Annotated in this window: 24 protein-coding genes, 2 pseudogenes and 1 riboswitch; of the genes and pseudogenes, 8 read left to right on the top strand and 18 right to left on the bottom strand. The window is 51.6% G+C overall.

Annotated features, from left to right (window positions below; genetic code table 11):
- The first annotated feature begins 50 nt into the window (after positions 1 to 50).
- On the top strand, positions 51 to 1,181 hold the full coding sequence (ytvI, locus tag EVJ30_RS05285) for a sporulation integral membrane protein YtvI (protein ID WP_131468300.1): 1,131 nt from the start codon (positions 51 to 53) through the stop codon (positions 1,179 to 1,181).
- 5 nt (positions 1,182 to 1,186) lie between these two features.
- Here the strand turns inward: ytvI and EVJ30_RS05280 are convergent, their stop codons facing one another.
- Genes EVJ30_RS05280 through EVJ30_RS05275 form a run of 3 tightly spaced genes read right to left on the bottom strand, consistent with a single transcriptional unit; the run spans position 1,187 to position 3,424 of the window.
- Positions 1,187 to 1,846 carry a DUF429 domain-containing protein gene (locus EVJ30_RS05280; protein WP_131455954.1) on the bottom strand — a complete coding sequence of 220 codons (660 nt, stop codon included), beginning with the start codon at positions 1,844 to 1,846 and terminating at the stop codon, positions 1,187 to 1,189.
- A complete protein-coding gene (locus tag EVJ30_RS15130) occupies positions 1,827 to 1,985 on the bottom strand; it encodes a hypothetical protein (protein ID WP_161567373.1) in 159 nt (52 codons plus the stop codon). The genes EVJ30_RS05280 and EVJ30_RS15130 overlap by 20 nt, the downstream gene beginning before the upstream one ends.
- Entirely contained in the window at positions 1,982 to 3,424 is a 1,443-nt protein-coding gene (locus EVJ30_RS05275; protein ID WP_131468298.1) for a leucyl aminopeptidase, read from the bottom strand. The genes EVJ30_RS15130 and EVJ30_RS05275 overlap by 4 nt, the downstream gene beginning before the upstream one ends.
- Before the next feature lie 332 nt (positions 3,425 to 3,756).
- Here EVJ30_RS05275 and ptsP point away from each other — a divergent pair, with 332 nt between their 5' ends.
- Complete coding sequence (gene ptsP / locus EVJ30_RS05270; RefSeq protein ID WP_131468296.1) at positions 3,757 to 5,475, top strand: phosphoenolpyruvate--protein phosphotransferase; 1,719 nt, start codon at positions 3,757 to 3,759, stop codon at positions 5,473 to 5,475.
- A 139-nt stretch (positions 5,476 to 5,614) separates the two neighbouring features.
- Here the strand turns inward: ptsP and ptsG (EVJ30_RS05265) are convergent.
- The 5 genes and pseudogenes from ptsG (EVJ30_RS05265) to EVJ30_RS05245 all read right to left on the bottom strand — a co-directional run.
- Positions 5,615 to 7,552: pseudogene (gene ptsG / locus EVJ30_RS05265) on the bottom strand (glucose-specific PTS transporter subunit IIBC); the annotation flags it as partial.
- A 133-nt stretch (positions 7,553 to 7,685) separates the two neighbouring features.
- A pseudogene (ptsG, locus tag EVJ30_RS05260) lies at positions 7,686 to 9,185 on the bottom strand (glucose-specific PTS transporter subunit IIBC); the annotation flags it as partial.
- Between the two features lie 216 nt (positions 9,186 to 9,401).
- The gene (gene glcT / locus EVJ30_RS05255; protein WP_070328766.1) at positions 9,402 to 10,250 is read right to left on the bottom strand and encodes a glucose PTS transporter transcription antiterminator GlcT; all 849 of its coding nucleotides are present in this window, start codon (positions 10,248 to 10,250) and stop codon (positions 9,402 to 9,404) included.
- Positions 10,251 to 10,357: 107 nt separating this feature from the next.
- Positions 10,358 to 10,675: a YuiB family protein gene (locus EVJ30_RS05250; protein WP_070328765.1), complete on the bottom strand. Its 318-nt coding sequence runs from the start codon at positions 10,673 to 10,675 to the stop codon at positions 10,358 to 10,360.
- Positions 10,676 to 10,804: 129 nt separating this feature from the next.
- Positions 10,805 to 12,016 carry an NAD(P)/FAD-dependent oxidoreductase gene (locus EVJ30_RS05245; protein ID WP_131455946.1) on the bottom strand — a complete coding sequence of 404 codons (1,212 nt, stop codon included), beginning with the start codon at positions 12,014 to 12,016 and terminating at the stop codon, positions 10,805 to 10,807.
- A 268-nt stretch (positions 12,017 to 12,284) separates the two neighbouring features.
- Between EVJ30_RS05245 and EVJ30_RS05240 the strand changes: the two genes are divergently transcribed.
- Positions 12,285 to 13,262, top strand: a complete 978-nt coding sequence (locus tag EVJ30_RS05240) for an NAD(P)/FAD-dependent oxidoreductase (protein ID WP_131455945.1) — start codon at positions 12,285 to 12,287, stop codon at positions 13,260 to 13,262.
- 40 nt (positions 13,263 to 13,302) lie between these two features.
- Here EVJ30_RS05240 and EVJ30_RS05235 read toward each other — a convergent pair whose 3' ends face one another.
- Entirely contained in the window at positions 13,303 to 14,157 is an 855-nt protein-coding gene (locus EVJ30_RS05235; RefSeq protein WP_236634015.1) for a Rossmann-fold NAD(P)-binding domain-containing protein, read from the bottom strand.
- 109 nt (positions 14,158 to 14,266) lie between these two features.
- The gene (locus EVJ30_RS05230) at positions 14,267 to 14,623 is read right to left on the bottom strand and encodes a HesB/IscA family protein (protein ID WP_070328761.1); all 357 of its coding nucleotides are present in this window, start codon (positions 14,621 to 14,623) and stop codon (positions 14,267 to 14,269) included.
- Between the two features lie 97 nt (positions 14,624 to 14,720).
- A riboswitch (FMN riboswitch) is annotated at positions 14,721 to 14,862 on the top strand.
- Between the two features lie 158 nt (positions 14,863 to 15,020).
- On the opposite strand from EVJ30_RS05230, the gene EVJ30_RS05225 reads away from it, so the two are divergent.
- The gene (locus EVJ30_RS05225; RefSeq protein ID WP_131455941.1) at positions 15,021 to 15,608 is read left to right on the top strand and encodes an ECF transporter S component; all 588 of its coding nucleotides are present in this window, start codon (positions 15,021 to 15,023) and stop codon (positions 15,606 to 15,608) included.
- A gap of 110 nt (positions 15,609 to 15,718) precedes the next feature.
- Here EVJ30_RS05225 and EVJ30_RS05220 read toward each other — a convergent pair whose 3' ends face one another.
- The gene (locus EVJ30_RS05220) at positions 15,719 to 16,930 is read right to left on the bottom strand and encodes a NupC/NupG family nucleoside CNT transporter (RefSeq protein WP_131455939.1); all 1,212 of its coding nucleotides are present in this window, start codon (positions 16,928 to 16,930) and stop codon (positions 15,719 to 15,721) included.
- A 199-nt stretch (positions 16,931 to 17,129) separates the two neighbouring features.
- Positions 17,130 to 17,366: a YuzB family protein gene (locus tag EVJ30_RS05215; RefSeq protein ID WP_035386187.1), complete on the bottom strand. Its 237-nt coding sequence runs from the start codon at positions 17,364 to 17,366 to the stop codon at positions 17,130 to 17,132.
- Between the two features lie 96 nt (positions 17,367 to 17,462).
- On the opposite strand from EVJ30_RS05215, the gene EVJ30_RS05210 reads away from it, so the two are divergent.
- Together EVJ30_RS05210 and EVJ30_RS05205 are read left to right on the top strand one after the other, a co-directional pair.
- Complete coding sequence (locus EVJ30_RS05210; RefSeq protein ID WP_131455937.1) at positions 17,463 to 18,518, top strand: NAD(P)/FAD-dependent oxidoreductase; 1,056 nt, start codon at positions 17,463 to 17,465, stop codon at positions 18,516 to 18,518.
- A 249-nt stretch (positions 18,519 to 18,767) separates the two neighbouring features.
- Positions 18,768 to 20,198, top strand: a complete 1,431-nt coding sequence (locus EVJ30_RS05205; RefSeq protein ID WP_131455935.1) for a S8 family peptidase — start codon at positions 18,768 to 18,770, stop codon at positions 20,196 to 20,198.
- 56 nt (positions 20,199 to 20,254) lie between these two features.
- Here the strand turns inward: EVJ30_RS05205 and EVJ30_RS05200 are convergent, their stop codons facing one another.
- Positions 20,255 to 20,542 carry a DUF1462 family protein gene (locus tag EVJ30_RS05200; RefSeq protein WP_131455933.1) on the bottom strand — a complete coding sequence of 96 codons (288 nt, stop codon included), beginning with the start codon at positions 20,540 to 20,542 and terminating at the stop codon, positions 20,255 to 20,257.
- A gap of 127 nt (positions 20,543 to 20,669) precedes the next feature.
- On the opposite strand from EVJ30_RS05200, the gene EVJ30_RS05195 reads away from it, so the two are divergent.
- Positions 20,670 to 20,897 (top strand): NifU family protein, encoded by a 228-nt coding sequence (locus EVJ30_RS05195; protein WP_012726833.1) that lies wholly within the window; start codon positions 20,670 to 20,672, stop codon positions 20,895 to 20,897.
- Between the two features lie 33 nt (positions 20,898 to 20,930).
- On the opposite strand, the gene EVJ30_RS05190 is transcribed toward EVJ30_RS05195, so the two are convergent.
- Entirely contained in the window at positions 20,931 to 21,701 is a 771-nt protein-coding gene (locus EVJ30_RS05190; RefSeq protein ID WP_070328756.1) for a TIGR01457 family HAD-type hydrolase, read from the bottom strand.
- Between the two features lie 4 nt (positions 21,702 to 21,705).
- Positions 21,706 to 22,149 (bottom strand): DUF86 domain-containing protein, encoded by a 444-nt coding sequence (locus EVJ30_RS05185; protein WP_070328796.1) that lies wholly within the window; start codon positions 22,147 to 22,149, stop codon positions 21,706 to 21,708.
- 158 nt (positions 22,150 to 22,307) lie between these two features.
- Here EVJ30_RS05185 and glpX point away from each other — a divergent pair, with 158 nt between their 5' ends.
- A complete protein-coding gene (gene glpX, locus EVJ30_RS05180; protein ID WP_131455931.1) occupies positions 22,308 to 23,288 on the top strand; it encodes a class II fructose-bisphosphatase in 981 nt (326 codons plus the stop codon).
- A 36-nt stretch (positions 23,289 to 23,324) separates the two neighbouring features.
- Here the strand turns inward: glpX and EVJ30_RS05175 are convergent, their stop codons facing one another.
- The 3 genes from EVJ30_RS05175 to EVJ30_RS05165 form a co-directional block, all read right to left on the bottom strand.
- Positions 23,325 to 24,002 (bottom strand): DUF975 family protein, encoded by a 678-nt coding sequence (locus EVJ30_RS05175; protein WP_131468290.1) that lies wholly within the window; start codon positions 24,000 to 24,002, stop codon positions 23,325 to 23,327.
- Between the two features lie 101 nt (positions 24,003 to 24,103).
- On the bottom strand, positions 24,104 to 24,409 hold the full coding sequence (locus EVJ30_RS05170; protein ID WP_131455927.1) for a hypothetical protein: 306 nt from the start codon (positions 24,407 to 24,409) through the stop codon (positions 24,104 to 24,106).
- A 156-nt stretch (positions 24,410 to 24,565) separates the two neighbouring features.
- Positions 24,566 to 24,946: a YutD family protein gene (locus EVJ30_RS05165; protein ID WP_035386184.1), complete on the bottom strand. Its 381-nt coding sequence runs from the start codon at positions 24,944 to 24,946 to the stop codon at positions 24,566 to 24,568.
- Between the last annotated feature and the right edge of the window lie 31 nt (positions 24,947 to 24,977).

Here is a 24,977-nt window from a genome sequence, read left to right as displayed (position 1 = left end):
TGCGTGGTATACTATGCTCAATCCAATTGTTAGGAAAGGGGCAACGCCTCATGTCTCCTGTAAGACTTTGGCAATTACTTCGGTTTCTCCTTGTCGGCATCGGACTCGTGCTCGTTATTTGGGGACTGAGCGTCCTCTTTACGTACACGTATCCTTTCGTGTTCGCTTTCTTGTTATCCTTGTTGACAGTCCCCCTCGTCAACTTGTTCGAGCGTGAAACGAAGATCCCGCGTGCCCTTGGCACCCTCGTTTCACTGCTAATCGTCATGAGTCTTGTCAGCGGCGTCATCGCCATCGTCGTCACCCAATTGATCCGTTACTTGACGATTGCGGCCGAAAAACTTCCAGACCAGATCGAGACGTTCACTGCCTACGTGCAGCGTATGTTCAATCAAAAAATCGCCCCGTTCGTCAACGACGCCTACGACAGCATCCAGCGGTTAAACCCTGGTCAAACGACATCGCTCGAAGGTGGCATCACTGAAATCGGCGTCCAACTCGGTGCCGCGATCGGCGTCCTGTCACGAGGTGTCGCCGGGCTCCTGCAAGACATCCTGAGCGCACTCCCGCTCGTCCTGCTCTTGTTCGTCGTCATCGTCCTAGCCTGGTTCTTCATCACGAAAGACTGGCCGTCTTACATGCGTTCGATCGAACGGTTGAATAAACGAAAAGGCTTTAAAGAGTTCGAACTCGTCATGCTCAATTTACGTTCGGCTTTGTTCGGCTATGTCCGGGCCCAATTGACCCTCATTTCCATCACGTTCGGAATCGTCTTGGTCGGGATGTTCATTCTACGTGTCGACAACCCGTTCTCATTCGCCTTGTTAGCCGCCTTCTTTGATCTGTTGCCTTACCTCGGTGTCGGGACACTCTTAGTGCCATGGGCAGCCTACGCGGCCATCTCAGGCGACTGGTTCAGCGCGATCGGGCTTCTCGTGCTCTATATCCTCGTCATCGTCCAACGTAACTTGGCCGAGCCGAAGATCGTCGGCTCTCATATCGGCCTCGATCCGCTCGCGGCTTTGATCTCGATCTTTGTCGGTCTGCAACTGTTCGGTGTCCTCGGTTTCATTTTAGGACCAGTCCTCGCGGTATTGCTGAAAGCACTCTACAACGCCCAAGTATTTCATTACATATGGAAGTTCGTCCTCGGACCGATCCAGACACCAAAAGAGCGATGACGCGGTCATCGCTCTTTTGTCTTCGGTACCGCTACGAACGGTAATCCCTCTGTTTGATGCGGATGCGTCTCTAAGCCTGTCGTCCCGGCCTCATAGGCGGCGACGGCAAGGATACATGCGTCGATGATATCGTCGACTTTGACGTTCGACATCTTCCACTTCCACGGCGAACTTTTCGAATAGCGCCGCAACAGCTCGATCCGTTCGGCCTCGCCGGCCTCAGTCTTTTTGCTGAAATCGGCCTCGTGTCCGGTCATGACGGCGAAACAGACTTCCGGATGCGACTCATACACGTCTTCAGCCGTAATCGTTTGAAACTCACGAATACGCGGCACGAGGTTCCATGCTTGCTTGCTGATTCCTTTTCCAATCAGTTCGCGGCTTCTCACATTGGCGGCTTCATACGTCTGTTCCATCACGACGTCTTGAATCGGCGGCGTGAAGATCGACGACTTCCGTTGCTTCAACTGGGCCCGCATCCACGCATCGCACGTCCGGTCCGGGTTTGAGATCGTCCCGAGATCGTTCGGCATGTCGACGAAGTGGATTGCCCCGTCAATCAATAAATCTTCCAACTGTTCTGAGATGGTCAAGCACAGCGAGATGCTATCGTACGTGATACGTACCCAGCCTCCGCGTGCCCCATCAATTCCTACTCCGACCACGGCGTCCCTCCTGAATCAAAAACAAAACTCCGAGCACCGCACTAAAGACGGATACCCCCAACAACAACTGGCTCGGCCAAGCCGCATAGCCGAGACCTGCGACGATGGCCAAACCGATCAACATCAATCCGAATTTCAACGCTTCCATCCTTCGAGCATTGACGCAAGTGTACGTACCATGACACCGGTCGGGCCTTTTGGACCGAGATCACTCGCCGCAGAACGCTCGCTCGTTCCCGCGATATCGAGGTGGAGCCACGGCGTGTCACCGACAAACTCGCCGACGAACGCGCCACCGAAAATCATATGACCGTAACGGCCCGGTGAGTTGTTCAAGTCAGCGACTTCAGATTTCCGAACTTGCTTGATGAACACATCAAAGTAAGGCATTTGCCAAACGAGCTCATTCGTTGCTCGGCTCGCCGTCTCTAGTGCCTCATAGAGCGAGTCGTCGTTCGTCAGGCAACCTGTCACCTCAGTACCGAGCGCGACGAGTACACCGCCTGTCAGCGTCGCTACGTCGATGATGGCTTTCGGCTCATACGTCTTCGCGAACGTCACCGCATCGGCAAGAACGAGTCGTCCTTCCGCATCGGTATTGAGCACTTCGATCGTTTTCCCGTTCATCGCCGTAATGACGTCGTCCGGTTTGAACGCGTCTCCTGAAATCATGTTGTCCGTTGCCGGAATGACGCCGAGCACGTTGACAGCCGGTTTCGTCGTCGCGAGCGTCTCAAACAGACCGAGCACGGTGGCCGCACCACCCATATCGCCTTTCATCCCGACGATCCCGTCTTTCGGCTTGATCGAGTAACCGCCCGTGTCGAACGTGACACCTTTTCCGACGACGGCAATCGGCGCATCGTCACCGGCACCGTTGTACTCGAGCACGATCAACTTCGGCGGAATTGTCGAACCTTGATTGACGGCGAGCAGCGCCCCCATACCGAGCGCCTCCATCTCTTCTTTTTCAATGATTCGATGGCTGAAACCATGACGTTCGGCCAGGTCGACGGCGTAGTCAGCTAGCGCCACTGCGTCCAAAATGTTAGCCGGCATCATCGTCAACGTCCGAGCGACGTTGGCCCCACGCCCGTATGCGGCACCCGCTTCGACGTCCGCTTCGTTCGCGTCTCCTAAAAGGGTGATCGTCACGTCCGGTGCCGCCGATTTTGGCGCCGACTTGTATGTAGGATGCTCATACGTCGCCATCTCATACGCTTCGGCGAACAAGCTCGCCGTTCCTGTTTCAAACGTGTCGAGCGCGACCGCGACGTCCGTGAAGGCGCGGGCTTTGATTTCTTTCGCGACTTTCCCGAACCAATTCCGTAAGTTTTCGACGGACGAATCGTTGCGTTGTCCTAAACCCACGAACAGCACGCGTTTGATATTCCCCTCAAACGTCGGCACGATCGACACTTCCCCTGTCTTCGTCGAGATGTCAGCTGACTGGATGAGCGATTTGACGCGCCCGTTGAACAACGTGTCGAGCCCTGCTTCGACGGCGTCGGCCGCCCCGATTCCGACAACGACTGTGTCGTGTGAACCGGTCCAGTCTAATTCAGCGAATTGATACATATTTGCCACTTCCCTTCTTTATATAGGGTAAGCATAACGAACTTCATCGAAATAATGAAATAGTATGCGCAATCGTCGCTAATTCTTCAAATTCAAAAGCTATCTCCTCGTTGTGACGATGATTTATTTTATGATAGGATAGGAAAGTACGCAATCAGGCATCCCTCGTGCTCGAGGCGAGGCCATTTTGTTCGGTCGAGGCTTCCCCTAGTAGTAGACCGTTGCTACTTTAATCTTCCGGGTTTTCGTTAGTTCCTTTTTCATTTCGGGTAAGAACTAACGAGGTAACCGTTGGAAAGAACACTATATCTTTGAAGAGAGGGATTACGCTTATGTCACACATTAAAGGTATTGGCGCATCTGCAGGAATCGCAGTTGCGAAAGCATTCGTCATGGAGACACCTTCATTTGACATCCCGACGAACAAAATCGAGGATGTAGCCGCTGAGAAGGCGCGTTTCCAAGCAGCCATCGATCAGTCGAAAACAGAACTCGAAGAAATCCGCCAGATCACACTGCGTGAACTCGGAGAAGACAAGGCTGAGATCTTCTCGGCTCACTTGCTCATCGTGGAAGACCCAGAAATCGTCTCGCAAGTGAACGAAAAAATTGAAAGCGAACACATGAACGCTGCGAAAGCGCTCGATGAAGTCGCTCAAACGATGATCATGATCTTTGAATCGATGGACAACGAGTACATGCGCGAGCGCGCGGCTGATGTCCGCGACGTCACAAAACGCGTCATGGCCCACATCCTCGGCGTCACGTTCATGACACCTGCTTCAATTTCAGAGGAAGTCATCATCATCGCTGAAGATTTGACACCGTCTGACACGGCTCAGCTCAACCGCAAATACGTCAAAGGGTTCGCGACAAACATTGGCGGTCGTACGTCACACTCGGCCATCATGTCGCGCTCACTTGAAATCCCGGCAGTCGTCGGAACAAAAGTCGCACTCGAAGAAATCAAGAACGGCGACCTCGTCGTCATCGACGGGACAGAAGGAGACGTTTTCGTCAATCCGTCTGAAGAACTAGTCAATGAATACGTCGCAAAACGTGCGTCATTCGAAGCGTACAAAGAAGAATTGAAGCAACTCGTCAACGAAGAGTCTGTCACTGCAGACGGTCATAAAGTGAAACTCGCGGCGAACATCGGGACACCGAACGACCTTGAAGGCGTTCTTAAAAACGGTTCTGATGCGATCGGTCTTTACCGGACAGAATTCCTTTACATGGATTCAGAAACGTTCCCGACTGAAGAAGAGCAGTATACTGCATACAAAACAGTAATCGAAGGTATGGAAGGCAAACAAGTCGTCATCCGTACGCTCGACATCGGTGGAGATAAAGAATTATCTTACCTCGACCTCCCGAAAGAGATGAACCCGTTCCTCGGCTATCGCGCCATCCGCCTTTGCCTTGAAGAAACGGACTTGTTCCGCACACAACTTCGCGCCCTTCTCCGCGCCTCGGCTCACGGTGACCTCGCTATCATGTTCCCAATGATCGCGACACTTGAAGAGTTCCGCGCGGCGAAAGCCCTTCTTCTCGAAGAAGAAGCGAAGTTGAAAGCAGAAGGCATCGCTGTCGGTAACTACGAGACAGGGATGATGGTCGAAATTCCTTCGACAGCTGTCATGGCGAAACAATTTGCGAAAGAAGTCGACTTCTTCTCTGTCGGCACGAACGACTTGATTCAATACACGATGGCAGCTGACCGCATGAACGAGAAAGTCTCGTACTTGTACCAGCCGTTCAACCCGGCCATCTTGAACCTTCTCCACAACGTCATCACAGAAGCACACAAAGCAGGCAAATGGGTCGGCATGTGTGGCGAGATGGCTGGAGAAGAGCTCGCGATTCCAATCCTGCTCGGACTTGGCCTCGACGAGTTCTCGATGTCGGCTTCAAGCGTCCTTCGCGCACGTAGCCTCGTCAAACGTCTTACGAAAGCTGAAACAGAAGCGATCGTCAACGACGTCCTCAACATGGATACAGCCGAAGAAGTCGTCAACTTCATCAGCCAAAAATTCGATATTAAAGCATAATCAAAAGTGGCTCTCGCAAAATTGCGAGAGCCACTTTTTTTTGCGCTTATTCCGCGCCTTTGTCATCCGTTCTAAAATCGAGCGCTTCCCCGGCGACGACCGTCTCTCCGAACGGTACGACGACGACTTTACCGTCCCCGTTCGTCCAAATGATCGGCGTGATAAGCGACGGGACTTTGTCACGGATCAAGTCGAGGTCGACATCGAGCAGAATATCTCCCGCTTCGACGCGGTCGCCTTCTTTCACTTTGGCGACGAACCCTTCCCCTTTCAGATTGACCGTATCAAGACCGACGTGGATGAGAATCTCGCGTCCGTCGTCCGCGAGCAGCCCGATCGCGTGTTTCGTCGGGAAGAACGTCGTGATCTGACCAGTGACCGGTGCCACGACTTGGCCGGAACTCGGCTCGATCGCGAACCCTTCACCCATCATTCGGCCCGAGAAGACTTGGTCCGGTACATCGTCAAGCGACAAGATGACACCGGACATCGGTGCGAGGAAGCGATGGTCGGCATGCTCGGCCGCTTCCGGCGTGATGACCGCTTTTTCTTTCGGTTTGTACTCGCCACCTTCGATGATGGTGGCAATTTGCGACTTGAGTGTATCGGATTTTGGTCCGAAGATAGCTTGGATGTTATCACCGACTTCAAGCACACCGGCGGCACCAAGATCTTTCAGCAAGTCTTTATCGACTTGTTTGACATCGTTCACGGTGACACGGAGTCGTGTGATACAAGCATCAAGATGCTTGATATTCTCAGGACCGCCGAGACCGACGAGCACTTCGTACGGAAGGTCATCGCCGACGACCGTTCGGGCGCCACGTCCTTCAGCGACGACGTCACGACCTGGAATCTTCAAATCGAACTTCGTGATCGCGAAACGGAATCCAAAGTAATAGATGACCGCGAAGACGAGACCGACTGGAATGACGAGCCACCAAGCCGTCCGGTTCGGTAATACCCCGAACAACATGTAGTCGATGAGTCCGCCCGAGAACGTCATCCCGATTTTTACGTTTAGCAAATGCATCGTCATAAACGAGAGTCCAGCGAACACGGCATGAATACCGAAGAGAAGTGGTGCGACGAAGACGAACGAGAACTCGACTGGTTCTGTGATCCCCGTCAAAAATGAAGTGAGGGCTGCTGAGAAGTAAAGTCCTTCTACGTCTTTACGACGCTCTTTCGGAACGGTGTGGAACATGGCGAGACAGGCGGCAGGCAATCCGAACATCATGAACGGGAACTTCCCGGTCATGTACGTCCCGGCTGTGAACTCGACGCCGTCACGAAGTTGGGCGAAGAAGATCCGTTGGTCCCCTTGGACGAGATCCCCGGCTTGGTTCGTATATTCCCCGAACTGGAACCAAAACGGCGAGTACCAAATGTGGTGCAGACCGAACGGGATCAACGAGCGTTCGACCAATCCGAAGACGAAGGCAGAAACCGCCACGTTCGCCTCAATGATCGTGCTCGAGAACGTATTGATGGCAGTACCGATCGGCGGCCAGACGTAGGCCAGCGCAATCCCGATCACCAAACTGAACGCGGCGGTCGCAATCGGAACGAAACGTTTCCCGGCAAAGAATCCTAAGAAGTCCGGCAACTTGATGTTAAAGTACTTGTTATACGCGAACGCGGCAATCAAACCGGCGATGATACCACCGAATACCCCCATTTGGAGCGTCGGGATGCCAAGTACCGATGCATAGGCAGGATCCCCCTGGACAATTTCTGCAGTAATCCCGTTCCACGTACTAATAACTTTGTTCATGATCAAATAACCAACGATAGCTGCTAACCCGGCAACACCGTCTCCGTTGGCCAGCCCAATGGCGACCCCGACGGCGAACAACAGACCTAAATTGGCAAACACGATATCCCCGGCATCGGTCATGACTTGCCAAACGAGGACGAGTGCATCATTTGCCAAGAAAGGTAACAGCGAAACGAGATCAGGATTTTGGAACGCAGTACCAAAGGCGAGTAATAGACCGGCTGCCGGCAAAATCGCAACCGGAAGCATGAGCGCTTTCCCGATCCGCTGCAATACACCAAACACTTTCTTCCACATCATGGTTCCTCCTTTTGTCAGAATACTTACTTTTCCCCATCTGATACCAGGCTGAAACCGTTTCCCCACACAAAAAAAGCCAACCCTTAACGGATTGGCTTAATACTTAGTTTGCTTTCTTTTCGTTACCTGAAGCGATGACCGCTTGCATCTCTGATTTCAATGCATCCGAACGCGGTCCAAAGATGGCTTGAATGTTGTTACCGACTTCGAGGACACCAGCTGCCCCGAGACGTTTCAACTCTTCTTTGTTCACTTGGCTCTTATCTTTAACTTCGACGCGAAGACGTGTGATACATGCGTCAAGGTGTTTGATGTTTTGTGAACCACCGAAACCAACGAGGATATCTTGTGCAAGTTCCGAACCAGTAGCAGTTGATTGCTCAACAACTTCATCTTCACGGCCCGGTGTTTTAAGGTTGAACTTACGGATAACGAAACGGAATCCGAAGTAGTAGATGACTGCGAACGCAAGTCCGACTGGAATGACGAGCCACCAGTCTGTACGGTTAGGAAGAACACCGAAGAGAAGGTAGTCGATCAAACCGCCTGAGAACGTCATCCCGATTTTGACGTTCAAAATGTGCATGACCATGAATGAAAGACCAGCGAAGACTGCGTGTACTGCGAAGAGCAATGGAGCGACGAACAAGAATGAGAACTCGATCGGCTCTGTGATACCTGTCAAGAACGATGTGAGTGCTGCCGAAGCCAAGAGACCACCGACGACCGCTTTACGTTCAGGACGTGCTTCATGGTACATCGCAAGTGCTGCTGCAGGAAGACCGAACATCATGAACGGGTATTTACCAGTCATGAACGTACCGGCTGTAAGCTCGGCACCGTCACGGATTTGAGCGAAGAAGATCGCTTGGTCACCGCGGACAATCGTACCAGCTGCATCCGTGTATGATCCGAATTCGAACCAGAACGGTGAGTAGAAGATATGGTGCAAACCGAACGGGATCAATGAACGTTCGATTAAACCGAAGACGAACGCCGCTAACGTGCGGTTTTCAGTCAACATGAAGTTCGAGAACGTGTTCAATCCGTGCTGAACCGGTGGCCAGATGAGAAGCATGACGAAACCAGCGACGACAGCCAATACAGCTGTGACGATCGGGACGAAACGCTTACCAGCGAAGAAGCCAAGGAATTGCGGCAATTCGATATTGAAGTACTTATTGTATGCCCAGGCCGCTATCAGACCGACGATGATACCACCGAAGACACCTGTTTGAAGTGTTGGGATACCAAGGACTGACGCGTAAGATGGGTCACCTTGTGCGATGATCTCAGGTGTGAGTTCGAGCCAAACACCCATGACTTTGTTCATGATGAGGAACCCGACGATGGCTGCGAGTCCGGCAACGCCGTCCCCTGCTAAACCGATCGCGACACCGACTGCGAATAAGAGTGCTAAGTTCGAGAAGATAATTCCGCCTGCTTGCTCCATGAGCTGAGCAAACTTGACAACGCCTGCGTTCGTCAACCAACCAGCGCGTGACGTAAGGGCTGGGTTTTGCATCGCGTTACCGAATGCGAGAAGAAGACCGGCTGCCGGCAAGATCGCAACAGGAAGCATAAGCGCTTTACCGACTTTTTGAAGAACACCAAAAATCTGCTTAAACATGATAAATCCTCCTTTTGTAATTGTTTGTGTTGAAACCGAACGTAGATGTCAGACAACCGACGTATCTAAACGTTTTCATAATGAACGTTTATAAAAACAGAAACAGGCATGAATAAGGTACAGAACGTAGACTTCTCCTAAATAGAGAAATCGTAGCCGTTCCACTCCTTACTCATGCCTGATCGAATCAGTAACACGTAAGATACGTGGTATCAGTTATCTACTTGTAGTCAGTCGCTGGAGATGCATCGTCAAATATGTCGCTTCACCTCGTGGGACAGGACGCTTTAATTCGCGTTCCATGATGCCCATCAGCTCCCAAGCAGTACTATAGCATAGCGGATATTCTTCACGCAACACCTTTTCTATTTTTTGTGGGGCCTCGACCGTCTCACCTGTCGCAACCCGCTCAACGGCGTACCTTAAGTGCCGAAGTAAGCGCTTATAATCGAGCGAAGTCCGGTCCATTTTGACGTTCAAACGACTCTCAATCGTCTGAACGATCTGGCCGATGATTTGATTATGACGATTGACTTCGAGGACGTTTTTAAACGTCGTCGCCGAATGGATATGAAGGGCGATAAATCCGACTTCGGCATCAGGAAGCAACACGTCGAGGCGCTCGTGGATCATGTCGACGATCCGTTCGGCGAGCGCGTACTCGTTCGGATAGAGCGATTCGGTCTCGAGCAAGAATGGATTCGTCACTTCCATCCCTTGCTCGATCCGTTTCATCGTAAAGAACAAGTGATCGGTCAGGCCGATGTGGATATGTTGGTCAACTTTTTTCCCCGTGCTGCTCTCGATAAAGCCGACGATGTCTTGCATGAAGGCGATGAAGTCTTCATCGACGTGCTTCACGAGCTCGCGGTATTGAGATTGCTCTTCTTTGTCCGTCAATTGATACACTTTCTCCGGGACGCTGGCCGGGTCGACAAGATCGCCCGCTTTCTTGCCGAAGCCAATCCCCTTCCCAAGCAGAATGACTTCCGGATCCGTATCATGTTGACAGATGACAACGCTATTATTCAACACTTTTTTGATCGTATACATCGGTAATGTCATTCGTATCGCATCCCTTACTAATTTAAATCGTTATCTTATCTAGTATATCGGTTCAGCTTCTAAAAAAGTAGGCAGAAACCAAAAAAAGACGAACATTTCTGTCGTCTTTAAAACATCGAGTAACCGCTCTTACGCAAGTACCGGATGGTGACCCCTGCCAAAATGGCACCGAGCAATCCGAATCCGAGCATAAAAATGTCGAGAAACTGCAGACCGAGCAGACGCTCATAGACGTTCGCGAGCGCGGTCGATGTTTCCGTGACGTAGCTTGACAGCTTGACGTTGTCGATCATCATGATGACGAAAATCGGATAGATGAACACGAGCGTCCACGTCTTTTTGAGCAGCATATTCAAGATGAACCCGATGCTGAAGAAGATGACTAAATATAAAATCGCGCCGATGACGGCTTGGATGATATGCATGTGATTGCCCCCTTTTCCCGTTGTCTATTATACCGAAAAGAAATCCGCTTGGTCAAAGAAGTTCACTGAATCGTTGACATGAAAAAACAGCCCGTTCAAATGAACAGGCTGCTCGTTGGCTCAACCGAATCAGAATTTACCTTTTTTAAGGACGAGACCGTATTTTTTGAGCTCGATAAAGTGTTTGTTGTCGATGACTTTCTTCATGAATGAAGCGTTGCGACCGAAGATCTTTTTGCCCATGACGATTCCGATTCCATCGTTATGGCCAAGTGACGCGACCGTCCCTTTGCTCTCATACGTGAACTTCGAAGTCGACTTGCCGTTGATGAGCGCAGCGATATTTTTCGCCACGTTGTGCGCTTGCTGTGTCGCAATTTGCGCCGTCGGCGGGTACGGACGGTTTGATACCGGATCCATGACCGCTGAGCAGTCACCGATGATGAAGACGTTATCGTGGCCAGGGGCACGGTTGTCTGCCTCGACCATGACGCGGTTACGGACCGCTTCGAAGCCAGACTTCTCTACGGTCGGACTGCCGCTGACGCCGCCTGTCCACAGGATCGTGTTCGCTGCGATCGTCTCTGTCGTCTCACCTTGGAGTGGACCGAACGTGACGACACCTGGCTCTACAGCTTTGATGCCGTTGCCGAGTTTCATCTCGACGCCGTTACGCTCGAGCCATTTTTGCGCATACGTCGTGAGTTCCGGGTCGAACCCTGGAAGAACCGTTGGCGCTGCCTCGATGTTGACGATGCGGACCGCTTCACGGGGAACATCGTACTGTTTGCAAAGTTCAGGGACACGGTTGACGAGCTCACCGAGGAACTCGATACCTGTGAATCCGGCACCACCGACGACGATCGTGACGAATGCACGGTCAGATGATCCGCTTGTCTTGTATTGTGCGAACGAGTACTCGATATGTTCTTTAATTTTACGAACGCTGTTGAGCGAGTTGATCGTCATCGCGTTCTCTTTAAGGCCCGGGATACCAAACGTTTCCGGTACGCCACCGAGGGCGAAGACGACGTAATCGTACTCGACAGTCGATCCGTCTTCGAGCATCACTTGTTTGGCTGTAGTATCGACGCGATCGACGATCCCTTTGACAAGTTTAACGCGTGATGCATTGACGACATCGTTAATGTAGACACGAGCTTGCTCAGGCTTCATCGTTCCGGCCGCCGGCTCATGAAGCCAAGTCGTTTGGTAATGGTAATCGTGTTTGTTGATCAACGTGATGTTTGCATCTCCAGCTGAGAGCGTCTTTTGCAGGTTTACTGCCGTGATGAGTCCACCGAAACCTGCGCCGAGGATAACAATGTTAGGTCGTTTCATGTTCATTTCCACCTTATTTTAAAAGTTTTGTTTTCCTGAACAACTATGTTGTGTGTTTTTTCACATAGATGTTCACAATAAAGCCTAATTCTTGTTCAACCAATGTTCACAATTGCTTCCCGTTCATTGTACGACGTTTAATCTGTTTTCTCAATGAAAAAGCTTATCTTCTTGAATTTTTTTCGAAAGTATTGCATCTTTGTACTGAATGGATTTAGTTCACGTTAGACCATATAATAGAAGTACACGCTTCATGAGGAGGAATTCGATGAAATCGACGAAAGATGTAGTCATTATCGGTGGCGGTCCGATCGGACTGTTCACCGCATTTTATGCAGGTATGCGCCAACTCGATGCGACGTTGATCGAAAGCTTGCCGCAACTAGGCGGGCAATTATCGACGCTCTATCCAGAGAAATATATTTATGACATCGCCGGCTTCCCGAAAGTGAAGGCCCAAGACTTGGTCGACCAACTGAAAGCGCAAGCCGATCAGTTCGAACAAGATTATCGCCTTGGCGAGACGGTCGAAACGGTCGAGCGACTCGAAGACGGTACGTTCCACATCTCGACGAACAAGGACGAGTACCATACGAAAGCGATCATCATCACAGCCGGCAACGGCGCGTTCGCCGCACGTCCGCTCGGACTGGACGGTTGTGAAGATTATGCGAACCTTCATTACTTCGTCGACAGCATGGAGAAATTCCGCGACCGTCGCGTCATGATCGCCGGCGGCGGCGACTCGGCCGTCGACTGGGCACTCATGCTCGAAGGTATCGCCAAAGAAGTCCATATCGTCCACCGTCGTGACCGCTTCCGGGCTCACGAGCATACGGTCGAACAAATGAAGGCCTCGACGATCAACGTCTGGACGCCTTATAATATCGAATCACTCTCAGGCGCGACGCATATCGAGTCGGTCGAACTGACGGACAAAGATGGCGAATCGAAGTTCGTCGACATCGACGACTTGATTTGTAACTACGGGTTCGTCTCATCGCTCGGCCCGATCAAAAACTGGGGCATGGAGTTTGAGAAAAACACGATCCGTGTCGACTCACGGATGGAGACGACAGTCGCCGGCATCTTCGCTTGCGGTGACATCGCCACGTACGAAGGCAAAGTGAAATTGATCGCGACCGGCTTCGGTGAAGCACCGATCGCCATCAACCAAGTGAAGCAGCTCGTCGACCCGACAGCGCGTCACCCACAACATTCAACCTCGGTATTTGCCGGGAAATAAAGACTGGCCTCTCATCTGCGAACGATGAGAGGCCGTTTTTTCATTTGCGGATCGTTTGAATGATGACACGGTCAATCCAATCATCGAGTTGCGTGAACACGAAGCCAGCTTTTTTCGCCTCGGCGTTCGACATGTAGTAGTCGACGTCCGTATCGTACGGGGACGACGCCCCATCCTTAATGATTTGGACCGGTTTACCGATATGCTGTCCAATTCGTTCCATGAGCGCACCTAGCGAGATGAGGCCGTCGCTCGCGGCGTTGAACGGCCCCCTCACGTCGGCACGGCCGACCCATTCCAAGAAAGCTGCCGCCTCGAAACTCGAGATGAATCCCATCAACGCCTCCGGGTGATGTAATACGATCGGTTCTTCGTTCCGAACCGCGTCGACATAAAATTTTAACCGGTCGGTGTAATCATCCGGCCCTAGGACGATCGGCAACCGCACCGTCGTGACCGGGAATGAGGCCCGATGGAAGAAGTACGATTCGGCCTCTCGTTTCCCTTGTCCGTAATCGTGTTCCGCGTCGAGGTGATATTCATGATGGAGCGGATTGAAGTCGCTTTCTTTTAAAGCTGCCTCTGGCGCATATACGGACATCGTCGACGTGAGCACATATTTCCCGACCCGATCCATGAAGGCGTCTGTCGCGATCTTCGCCTGATACGGATTGAAACAAATATTGTCGTAGACGAGGTCATACTCGTTGCGTGCGAGGTCTTTCATCGTCGCGACCGACTGACGGTCGCCTTTAATGGAGCGGATGCCTTCCGCTTCCGGCACTTGCAGCTGACCGCGTGTGACGATCGTCACGTCGTCCCCCGCTTCAGCGAGACGGAGCGCGAGCCGTTTCCCAAAGTAACGTGAGCCACCGAAAATCAACACTTTCCTCATCGTACCTACCCCCTTCTCATCCTTCTCCATCCAATATTCCCGTTCATTTCCTCTCATTAACATGCTCACCAAAAAAGGTTGCCGAACATGTCGGCAACCCGTCTATCGTTTAGCAATCCCCGGGCGTGCCGGCGTTCGCCGCCGTCCGGAAACTCGAGCCGCAACCGCACGTCGCGATCGCGTTCGGATTTTTGATCGTGAAGCCCCCGCCAAGCATCGACTGCTTGTAGTCGATCTCGAGCCCGTCGACGACACCGTGGTCAGCTTCGGCGACGATGACGCGGACACCGTAATGGTCGAACTGGACATCCTTGTCCGTCTTGTCTTCATCGAACCCCATCCCATAGGATAGGCCGGTACACCCACCGCCTTGGACTTTGATCCGTAAGAACTGATTTTCAGGGCGTTCGGTCTGTTTCATCATATCGATGACTTGTAGTGCGGCTGGCTCTGTCAAATGAATCATCTGAACTCCTCCTCATTTATCTTCACTTCAAGTCAACTGACTTGTGATTTTGTGAAATATCTTGTATAACTAAACTGTAACAAAAAAAATTAAATCGTTCCATCTTCGGGGCAGGGTGAAATTCCCGACCGGCGGTATTGAAGACAAGTTCTTCTCAGCCCGTGAGCGAGCAAGGCGTTGCTTGCTGATTTCGTGAGATTCGAAAGCCGACAGTAAAGTCTGGATGGGAGAAGATGGCGGCATCCGACCGATATTTGGATGTTTTCTTTGGCGTGGCTTAAACGTTGACGAGAACATCTGTTTCGTATGCGCGTAAACTCTCCCGATTGTTCACACAATCGGGTTTTTCTATGCGACGGGTGCCATTCATCAAGGAGCGACAAAAGGAGAGATTTTGATGAAAACAACGCGCAACAAACGATTGACAACACTGGTGACGCTATCGATGCTCGGGGCGATTTCATTCGTCCTCATGCTCTTTAACTTCCCGCTACCCTTCCTGCCACCATTCCTAAAAGTGGACTTCAGTGACATCCCAGCGCTCGTCGCCGGTATCGTCTTCTCGCCACTCGCAGGTGTCGTGGTCGTCGCTCTCAAAAACGTCCTCTACTATGTCTTTAACGGTGGCGGCGTCCCGGTCGGTGAAGTCGCGAACTTCTTCGCAGGTGTCGCCTTCATATATCCGGTCGCTTGGTTCTACCATAAACGTAAAACGAATAAAGCGCTCGCTTCAGGCCTCGTGGCAGGTACGATCACGATGGCGCTCAGCTTGGCGATTTTGAACTACCTACTCATTTTACCAGCTTACGCGTTCTTCTTCGGAATGGCCGAGATGGCCGATCCGGCAGTCAAAACGAACCTCGTCTTGTACGGCATCTTACCGTTCAACTTGATTAAGGCATTATTGATCACCGCCTTGTTCGTCCCGCTCTTCCTGAAGTTGAAGCCGTGGATCGAACGTCAACACATGCAACTGCAAGCTTAACGCCCAATCACCCAAGGGAGACATCCCTTGGGTGATTTTTTGTAGTCACTATATGGCAACCATGAACAAGAGCGCCCACCGGAGTGAGCGCTCTTGTTTGTGAATAACGATTAGAGAAGAAGACCAGCGAGAGTCGCTGACATCAAGTTCGCAAGCGTACCTGCGAGAATCGCGAGGACACCCATACGTGCGATGTCGTTACGACGGTTCGGAGCCATACCACCAAGACCACCGAGAAGGATGGCAAGTGATGAGATGTTGGCGAATCCACAGAGTGCGAACGCGATCATCGCTTCTGTACGAGCTGACAAATCACCTGAACCGATGATCGGTGCGAACTCAGAGAAGGCAACGAATTCGTTCAAGACGAGTTTTTGTCCAAGGAAGCTACCGAATTGTACGGCATCTGCCCATGGTACACCGATGACGAACGCGAGCGGTGCAAACACGTAACCAAGGATCAATTGAAGTGAGAGGCCTTCTAGACCGAACCAACCACCGATTCCACCGAGAAGCAAGTTGACGAGTGCGATCAATGAAACGAAGGCAAGAAGCATCGCACCGACGTTCAATGCGAGGAACAAACCGTCTGACGCACCGCGAGCGGCCGCATCGACGAAGTTTGCTGCTTTGTTCTCTTCATCTTCAGCAATTTCGATATCATCATCCGGAGTTTCTGTTTCCGGAACGATGATTTTCGCAAACATCAAACCAGCAGGCGCTGCCATGAAGCTCGCTGCGAGCAAGTACTCGAGCGGAACACCGAGTGCGGCGTATCCAGCAAGTACCGAACCGGCAACCGATGCGAGACCACCGACCATGACGGCAAACAATTCTGATTGTGTCATTGATGGGAGGTAAGGCTTGATGACGAGCGGTGCTTCCGTCTGACCGACGAAGATGTTCGCCGTCGCTGAGAGCGATTCTTTACGTGACGTACCGAGTGCTTTTGCAAGTGCCGTACCGAGGATTCGGATGACCCACTGCATGACACCGATGTAGTAAAGAAAGGCAATTAACGAAGACATAAAGATGATGATCGGTAAGACCTGGAACGCGAAGACGAAGTTGTCTCCCCCGACAGCCGAACCGAAGACAAAGCCGATCCCGGCGTTCGCCGTGTTCAAGACGTTTTGGACGCCTCCTGAGATAAACTCTAACGCCGCGCGTCCTGCCGATGTGAAAAGGACGAGGAATGCGAATGTAAACTGGACCGCGAAGGCGGCAAGAACAGTACGCCATTTGATGGCTTTACGGTTGGTCGAGAAGATGTAAGCGATTCCAATTAATGCCAAAATACCAACCACGCTCATGATGTTCATTGGTGTTGTGCTCCTTTCATATTGAAAAACCGACGATTGTGTTATACCCGAATCGAGATGTGCCCTACCGTTTGAAACGCTTTCTTTTTCTGTTGTTAAACGTCAGACAACCTACATTCGAACCTCTTAGAATATAACAGACCGTTTTTAAAAAAGCAACGGGTCAAAAAGAAAAAAGTTTGAGATTTCTCAAACTTTTTTACCAGGCCATCTCTTCGATTTTTTCATACACGTTCGTGACAAGTTGCTCCGGCGTCTCCCCGATCACGACTTCTCCGTCGACGAGACAGAACAAGTCGAGCGAGCAGACCCCACAGTAGCCGGTACAGCCATATTCGACGACGTCTAGGTCAGGATCGGACTCTAGTTTTGCCCGGGCGATCTGTGAACCCATCGCTAAGTTCGAGGCACAAAACTCGATGATCGGATTCATCATTTTTTTCACCGTCTTTCTTCCCCTATTGCGGGAAAATGGTTCTTCTACGAGGTATTATATCATGGTACAGTTAGAGAGTAACAAAGGGGGATTTTTATGCGCAAATTAGTCGTCTTAGGAGGCGGTTACGGGGGTATGCGTGTAATCGAACGCGTCCTCGGCCATCAGCTGAAGGACGTATCGATCACATTAATCGACCGTCTACCTTATCACGGATTAAAAACAGAGTATTATGCACTAGCCGCCGGAACGGTATCCGATCGTGACATCCGTGTCGATTTCCCGGAAGAAGTCGACTACATATACGGGCAAGTCACGGACATCGATACGACCGACAAGATGGTGTTGCTCGCAAGCGGGGAAAAAGTGCCGTACGACGACCTCGTCATCGGCTTAGGCTGCGAGGACAAATACCATAACGTGCCCGGCGCCGCCGAGTTCACGTACAGTATCCAAACGTTAGAAGAGTCACGCAAGACGCAACAAGCGATCAACGGCTTGTCGCCCGGTTCGATCGTCTCGATCGTCGGGGCCGGCCTATCCGGTGTCGAGCTCGCGAGCGAACTCCGGGAGAGCCGTCCCGATCTGACCGTCCGACTGTTCGACCGTGGCCCTTCCGTCCTGTCCTTTTTATCGAGCCGTGTCTCGATGTACGTTCAATCGTGGTTTGAAGAGCACGGTGTCGAAGTCATCAACAATGCCAACATCGTCCGGGTCGACCCAGACGGTCTGTGGAACCATGAACAACACTTTGCCGCCGACTTGACGGTTTGGACGGCTGGGATCCAACCGGTCGCCGTCGTCCGGAACCAAGGCTGGGAGCTCGATGGGGGCGGCCGCGTGAAACTGACACCGCATCACTACGTTCCCGATTTGCCTGACGTCTTCGTCGTCGGTGACAACGCCAGCCTCCCGTACGCACCTTCAGGTCAACTCGCCGAGGCACAAGCCGAACAGATCGTCCAAGTGCTGCTCTGCAAGTGGAAAGGCGTCGCTTATCCTGAGTTGCCGGATATTAAACTCCGAGGCACGCTCGGATCGCTCGGGAAGAAGGCCGGCTTCGGCGTCTTCATGGGGAAACAGTCGCTGACCGGGAAAGTGGCCCGACTTCTCAAGTCCGGTATCCTGTGGAAACATAAAGTCATCAAATAATACGACCGAATCGCGAAATGGCTGCCTTGCCATCTCGCGATTTTTTTATGTGGTGACAGCCGCTTACCCGTTCATACTTCTTTGCCTTGCGCCAAAAGTCTTGTATCCCTGTCCCTGATATACCTGTCTAAATTTTCAGATTATTGATTCGATTGACATATTCTACCCGATGGAAAAACTTGTTACTCTATGAGCACGGCAGTTCGACATTATGTCATCTCGCCTACATAATCCAAAGGGGGAAATCCATTGAAGAAAATCTGTAGCACCGTCCTCGCCTCGCTTCTCGTCTTGTCAACCGTCCCACAAGCAGTAGATGCCAGTCCTGACAAGGAAAAAGAACGTGTCATCGTCGTGTTCAAACAGTCGGCGAAGAAAATCCCGCTCTCGATTGAAGGCATGGAAGTCAAACAGCAATACGCCAACATCCCGGCTGCTGCCATCGAAGTGCCGAAAGCAGCGCTGAACGGATTGAAAAACAATCCGAACGTCGCCCACATCGAAGTCGATCAGACGGTACAAATTGAGAATCAAACCCAAGACTGGGGAATTCCAAAACTGAAAGCACCATCGGCTTGGCAGAACGGCTTCACCGGAAAAGGTATTAAAGTCTCCGTCGTCGATACGGGAATCTCAGCGCATCCTGACTTGACGATTGCAGGTGGAGCGTCATTTAGCAGTGTGACGAGTTCATACGCCGATGACAACGGACACGGTACGCACGTCGCCGGGATCATCGCGGCACGTGACAACGGCATCGGAACGGTCGGGATCGCCCACGAGGCAAGTATTTACGCCGTCAAAGCGCTCGAGGCGAACGGCAGCGGTAGCCTGTCGAGCATCATCGCCGGTATCGACTGGTCGATTTCGAATCAAATGGATATCATCAACTTGAGCCTCGGAACGACGAGTCCTTCGACGACGCTCCAACAAGTCGTCGACCGGGCGAACAATTCAGGCATTCTCGTCGTCGCAGCGGCTGGTAACAACGGCCGAGCCGACGGCAGCGGCGACCTCGTCAACTACCCGGCGCGCTACAGCTCGGCCATCGCGGTCGCGGCGACGGACATCAACAACAATCGCGCTTCGTTCTCCGCTACGGGCAGTACAGTTGAAGTCGCGGCTCCAGGTGTGAACATCAATTCGACAATCGTCGGCAGCGGCTACGGTCAAATGAGCGGGACGTCGATGGCGACACCATACGTCGCCGGGAACTTGGCGCTCATGAAACAAGCGTACCCGACGCTCTCATCTTCACAGCTCCGGACGCGCCTGTCACAAGATGCAATCGACCTCGGCACGGCAGGTCGCGATACACTATTCGGCAACGGACTCGTTCAAGCGCCAACGTCAGGCAGCACGTCACAACCGGTTCAAGCGCTCGCGGCTACGGTCACGACATCAAAAGCGATATACTACGCCGGTGAAGTTGTATCGATCTCATCGACGGTACGTGACGCGAACGGTCAAGCGATCGCGAACGCGGACGTTCGTGTGACAGTAACACAACCTTACGGCACGACGCTCTCAGGAACGGGTAAAACCAACTCAAGCGGAGCAATCACGTTCACGCTCTCGACCGGTTCTTCTTCACAACGAGGGACGTACCAAGTGAAAGCGGATGCGACGCTCTCAGGATACACGGCAAGTTCAGCGACGACGTCGTTCCAACTTCGCTAAATCGACAAGAAGGTTGAACGAATGTGTATTCGCTCAACCTTCTTTTATGATGTCGTTCACTTCTGGTCAATCGCCGTATACACTTTACGTAACTGGACGACACCTTCGTCGACGACTTCCCCGTTCAAGAGGACGAGCGGGTAAAACCATTCGTCTTGCTTGATCGCCTCGGCGATGTCATCGTCCGCTTGCTCGAAGTCGATGTATTCGAACTCGAACTTGCGCTCCGGATATTTCCGGGCGAGCGCACTTTGTAACCATTCATATGTCTCGACCGAGCTCGGTGCCCCGACACAGCTCGCACACTGTACTTCTGCCCCGTATACCGTGATTTTCATCGTCATTCCCCCTATCCATTTCTATTATACAAAAATCACGCAGCGCCCCTGTCACAAAACGCTCAGCGTTAAAGATTGAGAAACAATCTCAAACTTGCTAGAATGGAATAGAACCAGAAAGGGGTTAGATACCATGGAAATGTTTGATCAAGTCCAAGAAGTACTCGATAAATTACGCCCGTTCTTGCTTCGCGACGGCGGTGACGTCGAACTCGTTGATGTAGAAGAAGGCATCGTCAAACTTCGTTTGATGGGTGCATGCGGCAGCTGCCCGTCTTCAACAATCACTTTGAAAGCCGGAATTGAGCGCGCGCTCATTGAAGAAGTACCTGGCATCGTCGAAGTCGAACAAGTATTCTAAACAAAAAGGGAGACAAACGTCATCCCTTTTTTTTCATGCATGTGTCCATTCGTCCAAGCTCTCGACCATATAGGTCGGGAGCTTTTCTTGTTCTTGAATGAACGCAGGCCCGTGAACGCCTGAATTGACATGCAGCGTCCGCAGCCCTCCGTTGATCCCGAACAAGATGTCCGTATGGTAGTTGTCCCCGACCATGACGACCTCGTCTTTCGTCAGACCGATCATCTCGAGGGCGATGTCGATCATGACCGGCTCCGGTTTGCCGATGAAGAACGGGTCTTTCTCCGTCGTCACTGTGAGCACGGACGTGAGCGCCCCGTTGCCCGGTAAAAAGCCGCGCTCGGTCGGGATGGCGATATCCCCGTTCGTCGAGATGAAACGGGCGCCGGACCGAATCGCGAGCGCACCTTTCGCCAATTTCTCATACGTGATGTGGCGATCGAGCCCGATGACGACGTAGTCGGCTTTCGGTTCGTCTGTCACATGGAAGCCACGCTCTTCAAGCGCGATCCGGAGACCGTCTTCCCCAATCATATAAACGGTCGCCCCTGGTGTCATCTTCTCGATATAACGGGCCGTTGCCATCGCACTCGTCAAGACGTGCTCGGGTGTCACGTGGACACCCATCGACACGAGTTTGTCCGCGACTTGTTTCGGCGTCATCGAAGCGTTGTTCGTGACGAACAAGTATGGGAAGCCCGTCGCCTCGAGCCGGTTCACGAAGTCGACCGCTGCTTTGATCGGCTCGGTGCCCGCATAGATCGTTCCGTCTAAATCAAATAAGTATCCTTTAATTAAATTCATCTAATCACTCGCTTTCCGGTAGAAATGCTGATACTGGTCCAAGTTCCACTTCTAAATAGCGGCGGACTTGCTCGGGAAATGCTGCGAACGTCTCCTTTTGACGCTCCGTCCAGGCATCAAAGCGAGCCGAATCCGACGTGACGAACTCCCGGACGTAATAGGCACGCATCATGACGAGCTCTTTCGCCGCTTGAGCCGTCTGGGCGTCGAGCACGCGCTCGTCCAATAAAATGTCGACGATATCTTCATAACTCCCCGGATCGCGCATAATGAAGCCGTCGATCATCGAGTTGCCGACATCGATGACGCCTTCCATCAAATGCACGGCCAAACGCTCTTTCGCAAGTTCAAGTGTGAACGCGTCCCCTTCAAGCTGATCGATCCGATGCAACATCGTTTCCATATGGGCCAGTGTCTCATTGATTTTTTCTCTATTTACAAAATACATCGTCATCCCCCCTGCCCCTTATCATAATCTTTTTTCCGACTCGAGAAAAGAACCTCCCCTATTTACATCATTTATCCGATTGTGATACACTAATCCACGGATTAACACTTTAATTAGTATGTCACATTAAATAGAAATCACGTGGAGGGTTCAACACTATGGAACGAGAATTAGCGTTAGAGATCGTACGAGCAACCGAGGCAGCGGCACTGGCATCATCAAAATGGATTGGTCGCGGCCAAAAGAACGAGGCCGATGACGCGGCGACGTCAGCGATGCGCGAAGTGCTCGGCACGGTCAATATGGATGCGACTGTCGTGATTGGCGAAGGCGAATTAGATGAGGCTCCGATGCTTTACATCGGCGAACGCCTCGGTACGACGTTTGGGCCGGAAGTCGATATCGCGGTCGATCCGCTCGAAGGGACATCGATTGTCGCCAAAGGACTCAGCGACGCCATGGTCGTCATCGCAGTCGCCGATAAAGGCGCTCTCCTCCACGCACCTGATATGTATATGGATAAACTTGTTGTCGGACCGAACCTGAAAGGGAAAGTCTCGCTCGACGAACCGCTCGAGTCGATCATCGAGAAAGCCGCGCTCTATAACGGCAAACGGATCGAAGAAGTGACCGTCATCATGCAAGACCGTGACCGCCACGAACATCTCCGTCAAGCGGCGATGCGTATGGGCGCACGCGTCAAACTGTTCGATGACGGCGATGTCTCGGCCGGAATCGCCGCAGCCATCAAATCGAACCCGATCGACATCTTCATCTCGACAGGCGGCGCACCAGAAGGCGTCATCACGGCAGCAGCCGTCAAGGCGCTCGGCGGCGATATGCAAGCCCGCCTTCATCCGATGAACGAAGAAGAGACGGCCCGCGTCATCTCGATGGGCATCGAGGACCCACTCCAACTCCTCACGATCGACGATCTCGTCAAGAGTGACGATTGCATCTTTGCCGCGACCGGTGTCACGACGGGTGAACTGCTCGACGGCGTCAAGTTCTTGACGGACGATATCGTCGAGACGACGTCGCTCGTCATGCGTTCGAAGACGAAGACGATCCGCAAAGTCGTCGCTGAACACACGTTGTCGTTGAAGCCGTACCTGAACAAACAACAAGTCGAAGCATGACAAAACCTCCGCTCAAAATTTGAGCGGAGGTTTTTTTTAGAATCCTTGTTCCATATCAGGCGTACCGACGTGGTTCGTGCGTGGCTGATCTGCTCCTCGAAGCGAGTCATAGAACGCAGCGTACGTCGTCGTGAAGTACGGATGCACGTACAAGAAGCCGATTCCGAGCGTGAACACACCGACGAAGAACCAACCGATGAAGGAGAGAACGAGCTTGAACGCGTCCATCTTGTGACCGTCCATCATCCGGCGTGACTCGGTGATCGCCTCGAGAGCCGACAGTTCCGGCTGATCACGTAAAATATAGTTCGTTAGCGAGTACGAGAACGCTTTGACGATTCCTGGGATCACGAGTAACAATGCCCATAAGAAGATGAACAACCCTACGAAAAACGGAGCGAGCACGTGTTTCACATAGCCGGTTTGGAACGGTTCAAATAATTTCGAGACGGCCGGCTTGTCGCCGCGTGACACGGAGAGGACGAGCCATGACCATCCGATCGTGAGCGGTGCGATCAACAACGTCAGAAGGAACGATAAGAATGATAACGTCATCTCGGTCGACGTCAATGGCTCCATTGACTCTGCGTCAATCGTCGGTGCGAACGTTTGGGGAATCCCGTTCAATACAACGAACAAAATCAAAATCCCAGCGAGCAGCCAGCGATTACCTGTCAACATTTTTTGTGCGTGTTGTTTCCATTGTGCTGTCATAGTATCCATCCTTTGTTTGTGTTCTTTCCTTAGTGTACGTCATTGGCCGGCAGAAGGTTTCAAAAAACACGAAAACAGGGAAAGGTTTCTCCTTTTCCCTGTTAATATAAGATATTGCCCATAAAAAACTGTGACATCGATAGAATAAATAAGAGCACACCTGTAGCGACAACAGTCAGTGAGATCGCTTTAAATAACCGGCTTTTTAGAAATGCATTCCGATACTCGAACCGGCGAACGAGCAAGACATGGACCAACTCAAACAAAAGGACCGCGGCTGTGAAATAGAATGTCATGATACTACCTAACCCGAAGAACAGCATCGCCAGTAAGCCCAATCCTAAGTTATGGATTCGGTTATGGACGTCATCGCGATCGCTGACGGTCGTCGTTTGTACGTGTTGCATCCTTTCACCTCACTTCCAAAACCCGAACAGAAAAAGTTATCTTATATATAAATTATCACAATTTTCTTATCCCTAAACCTGTCACACCGTCTTTTCACCTAAACGAAACATTCAGGAAATATATGTAACAAAAAAAGCGCCGATGTCATCAGCGCGTCATGAACCGGTCGAAGTTTCAGCTTCTTCCGCTTTATTGAATTTTCGTTTTAGTTTGAGCGGTTGTTTCGTTCCGCCGAACACAGGACCGTCTTCACTTTCATCAATCTCTGTCTCTTTCTTCAGGACGAAGAACGGACAACCAAAGTTACAATACTCATACACATAGTCCATCACGTGATCGATTCGATTATCGTACGTGGCAAACTTCGACTTCACTTCATAAAATCCTTTGAGACGAAGTTGACCATGTCCCCAATCGCCGACGATGTAATCATATTTATCGAGCACATCACTATAACGAGCGATGAATGCCTCTTCGTCAAACCCGTCGCGTTTCTCTTCGATGACGGTATATCCATGGTGATTCACTCTAATCATTTTCACACCTCCACTTTCCTATCATATCACG

Source organism: Exiguobacterium sp. SH5S13, from assembly GCF_004337085.1.
GTDB lineage: Bacteria > Bacillota > Bacilli > Exiguobacteriales > Exiguobacteriaceae > Exiguobacterium > Exiguobacterium aurantiacum_A.
Note: the sequence above shows the minus strand (reverse complement) of the source record. Positions and strands in the feature narration are given on the sequence as shown.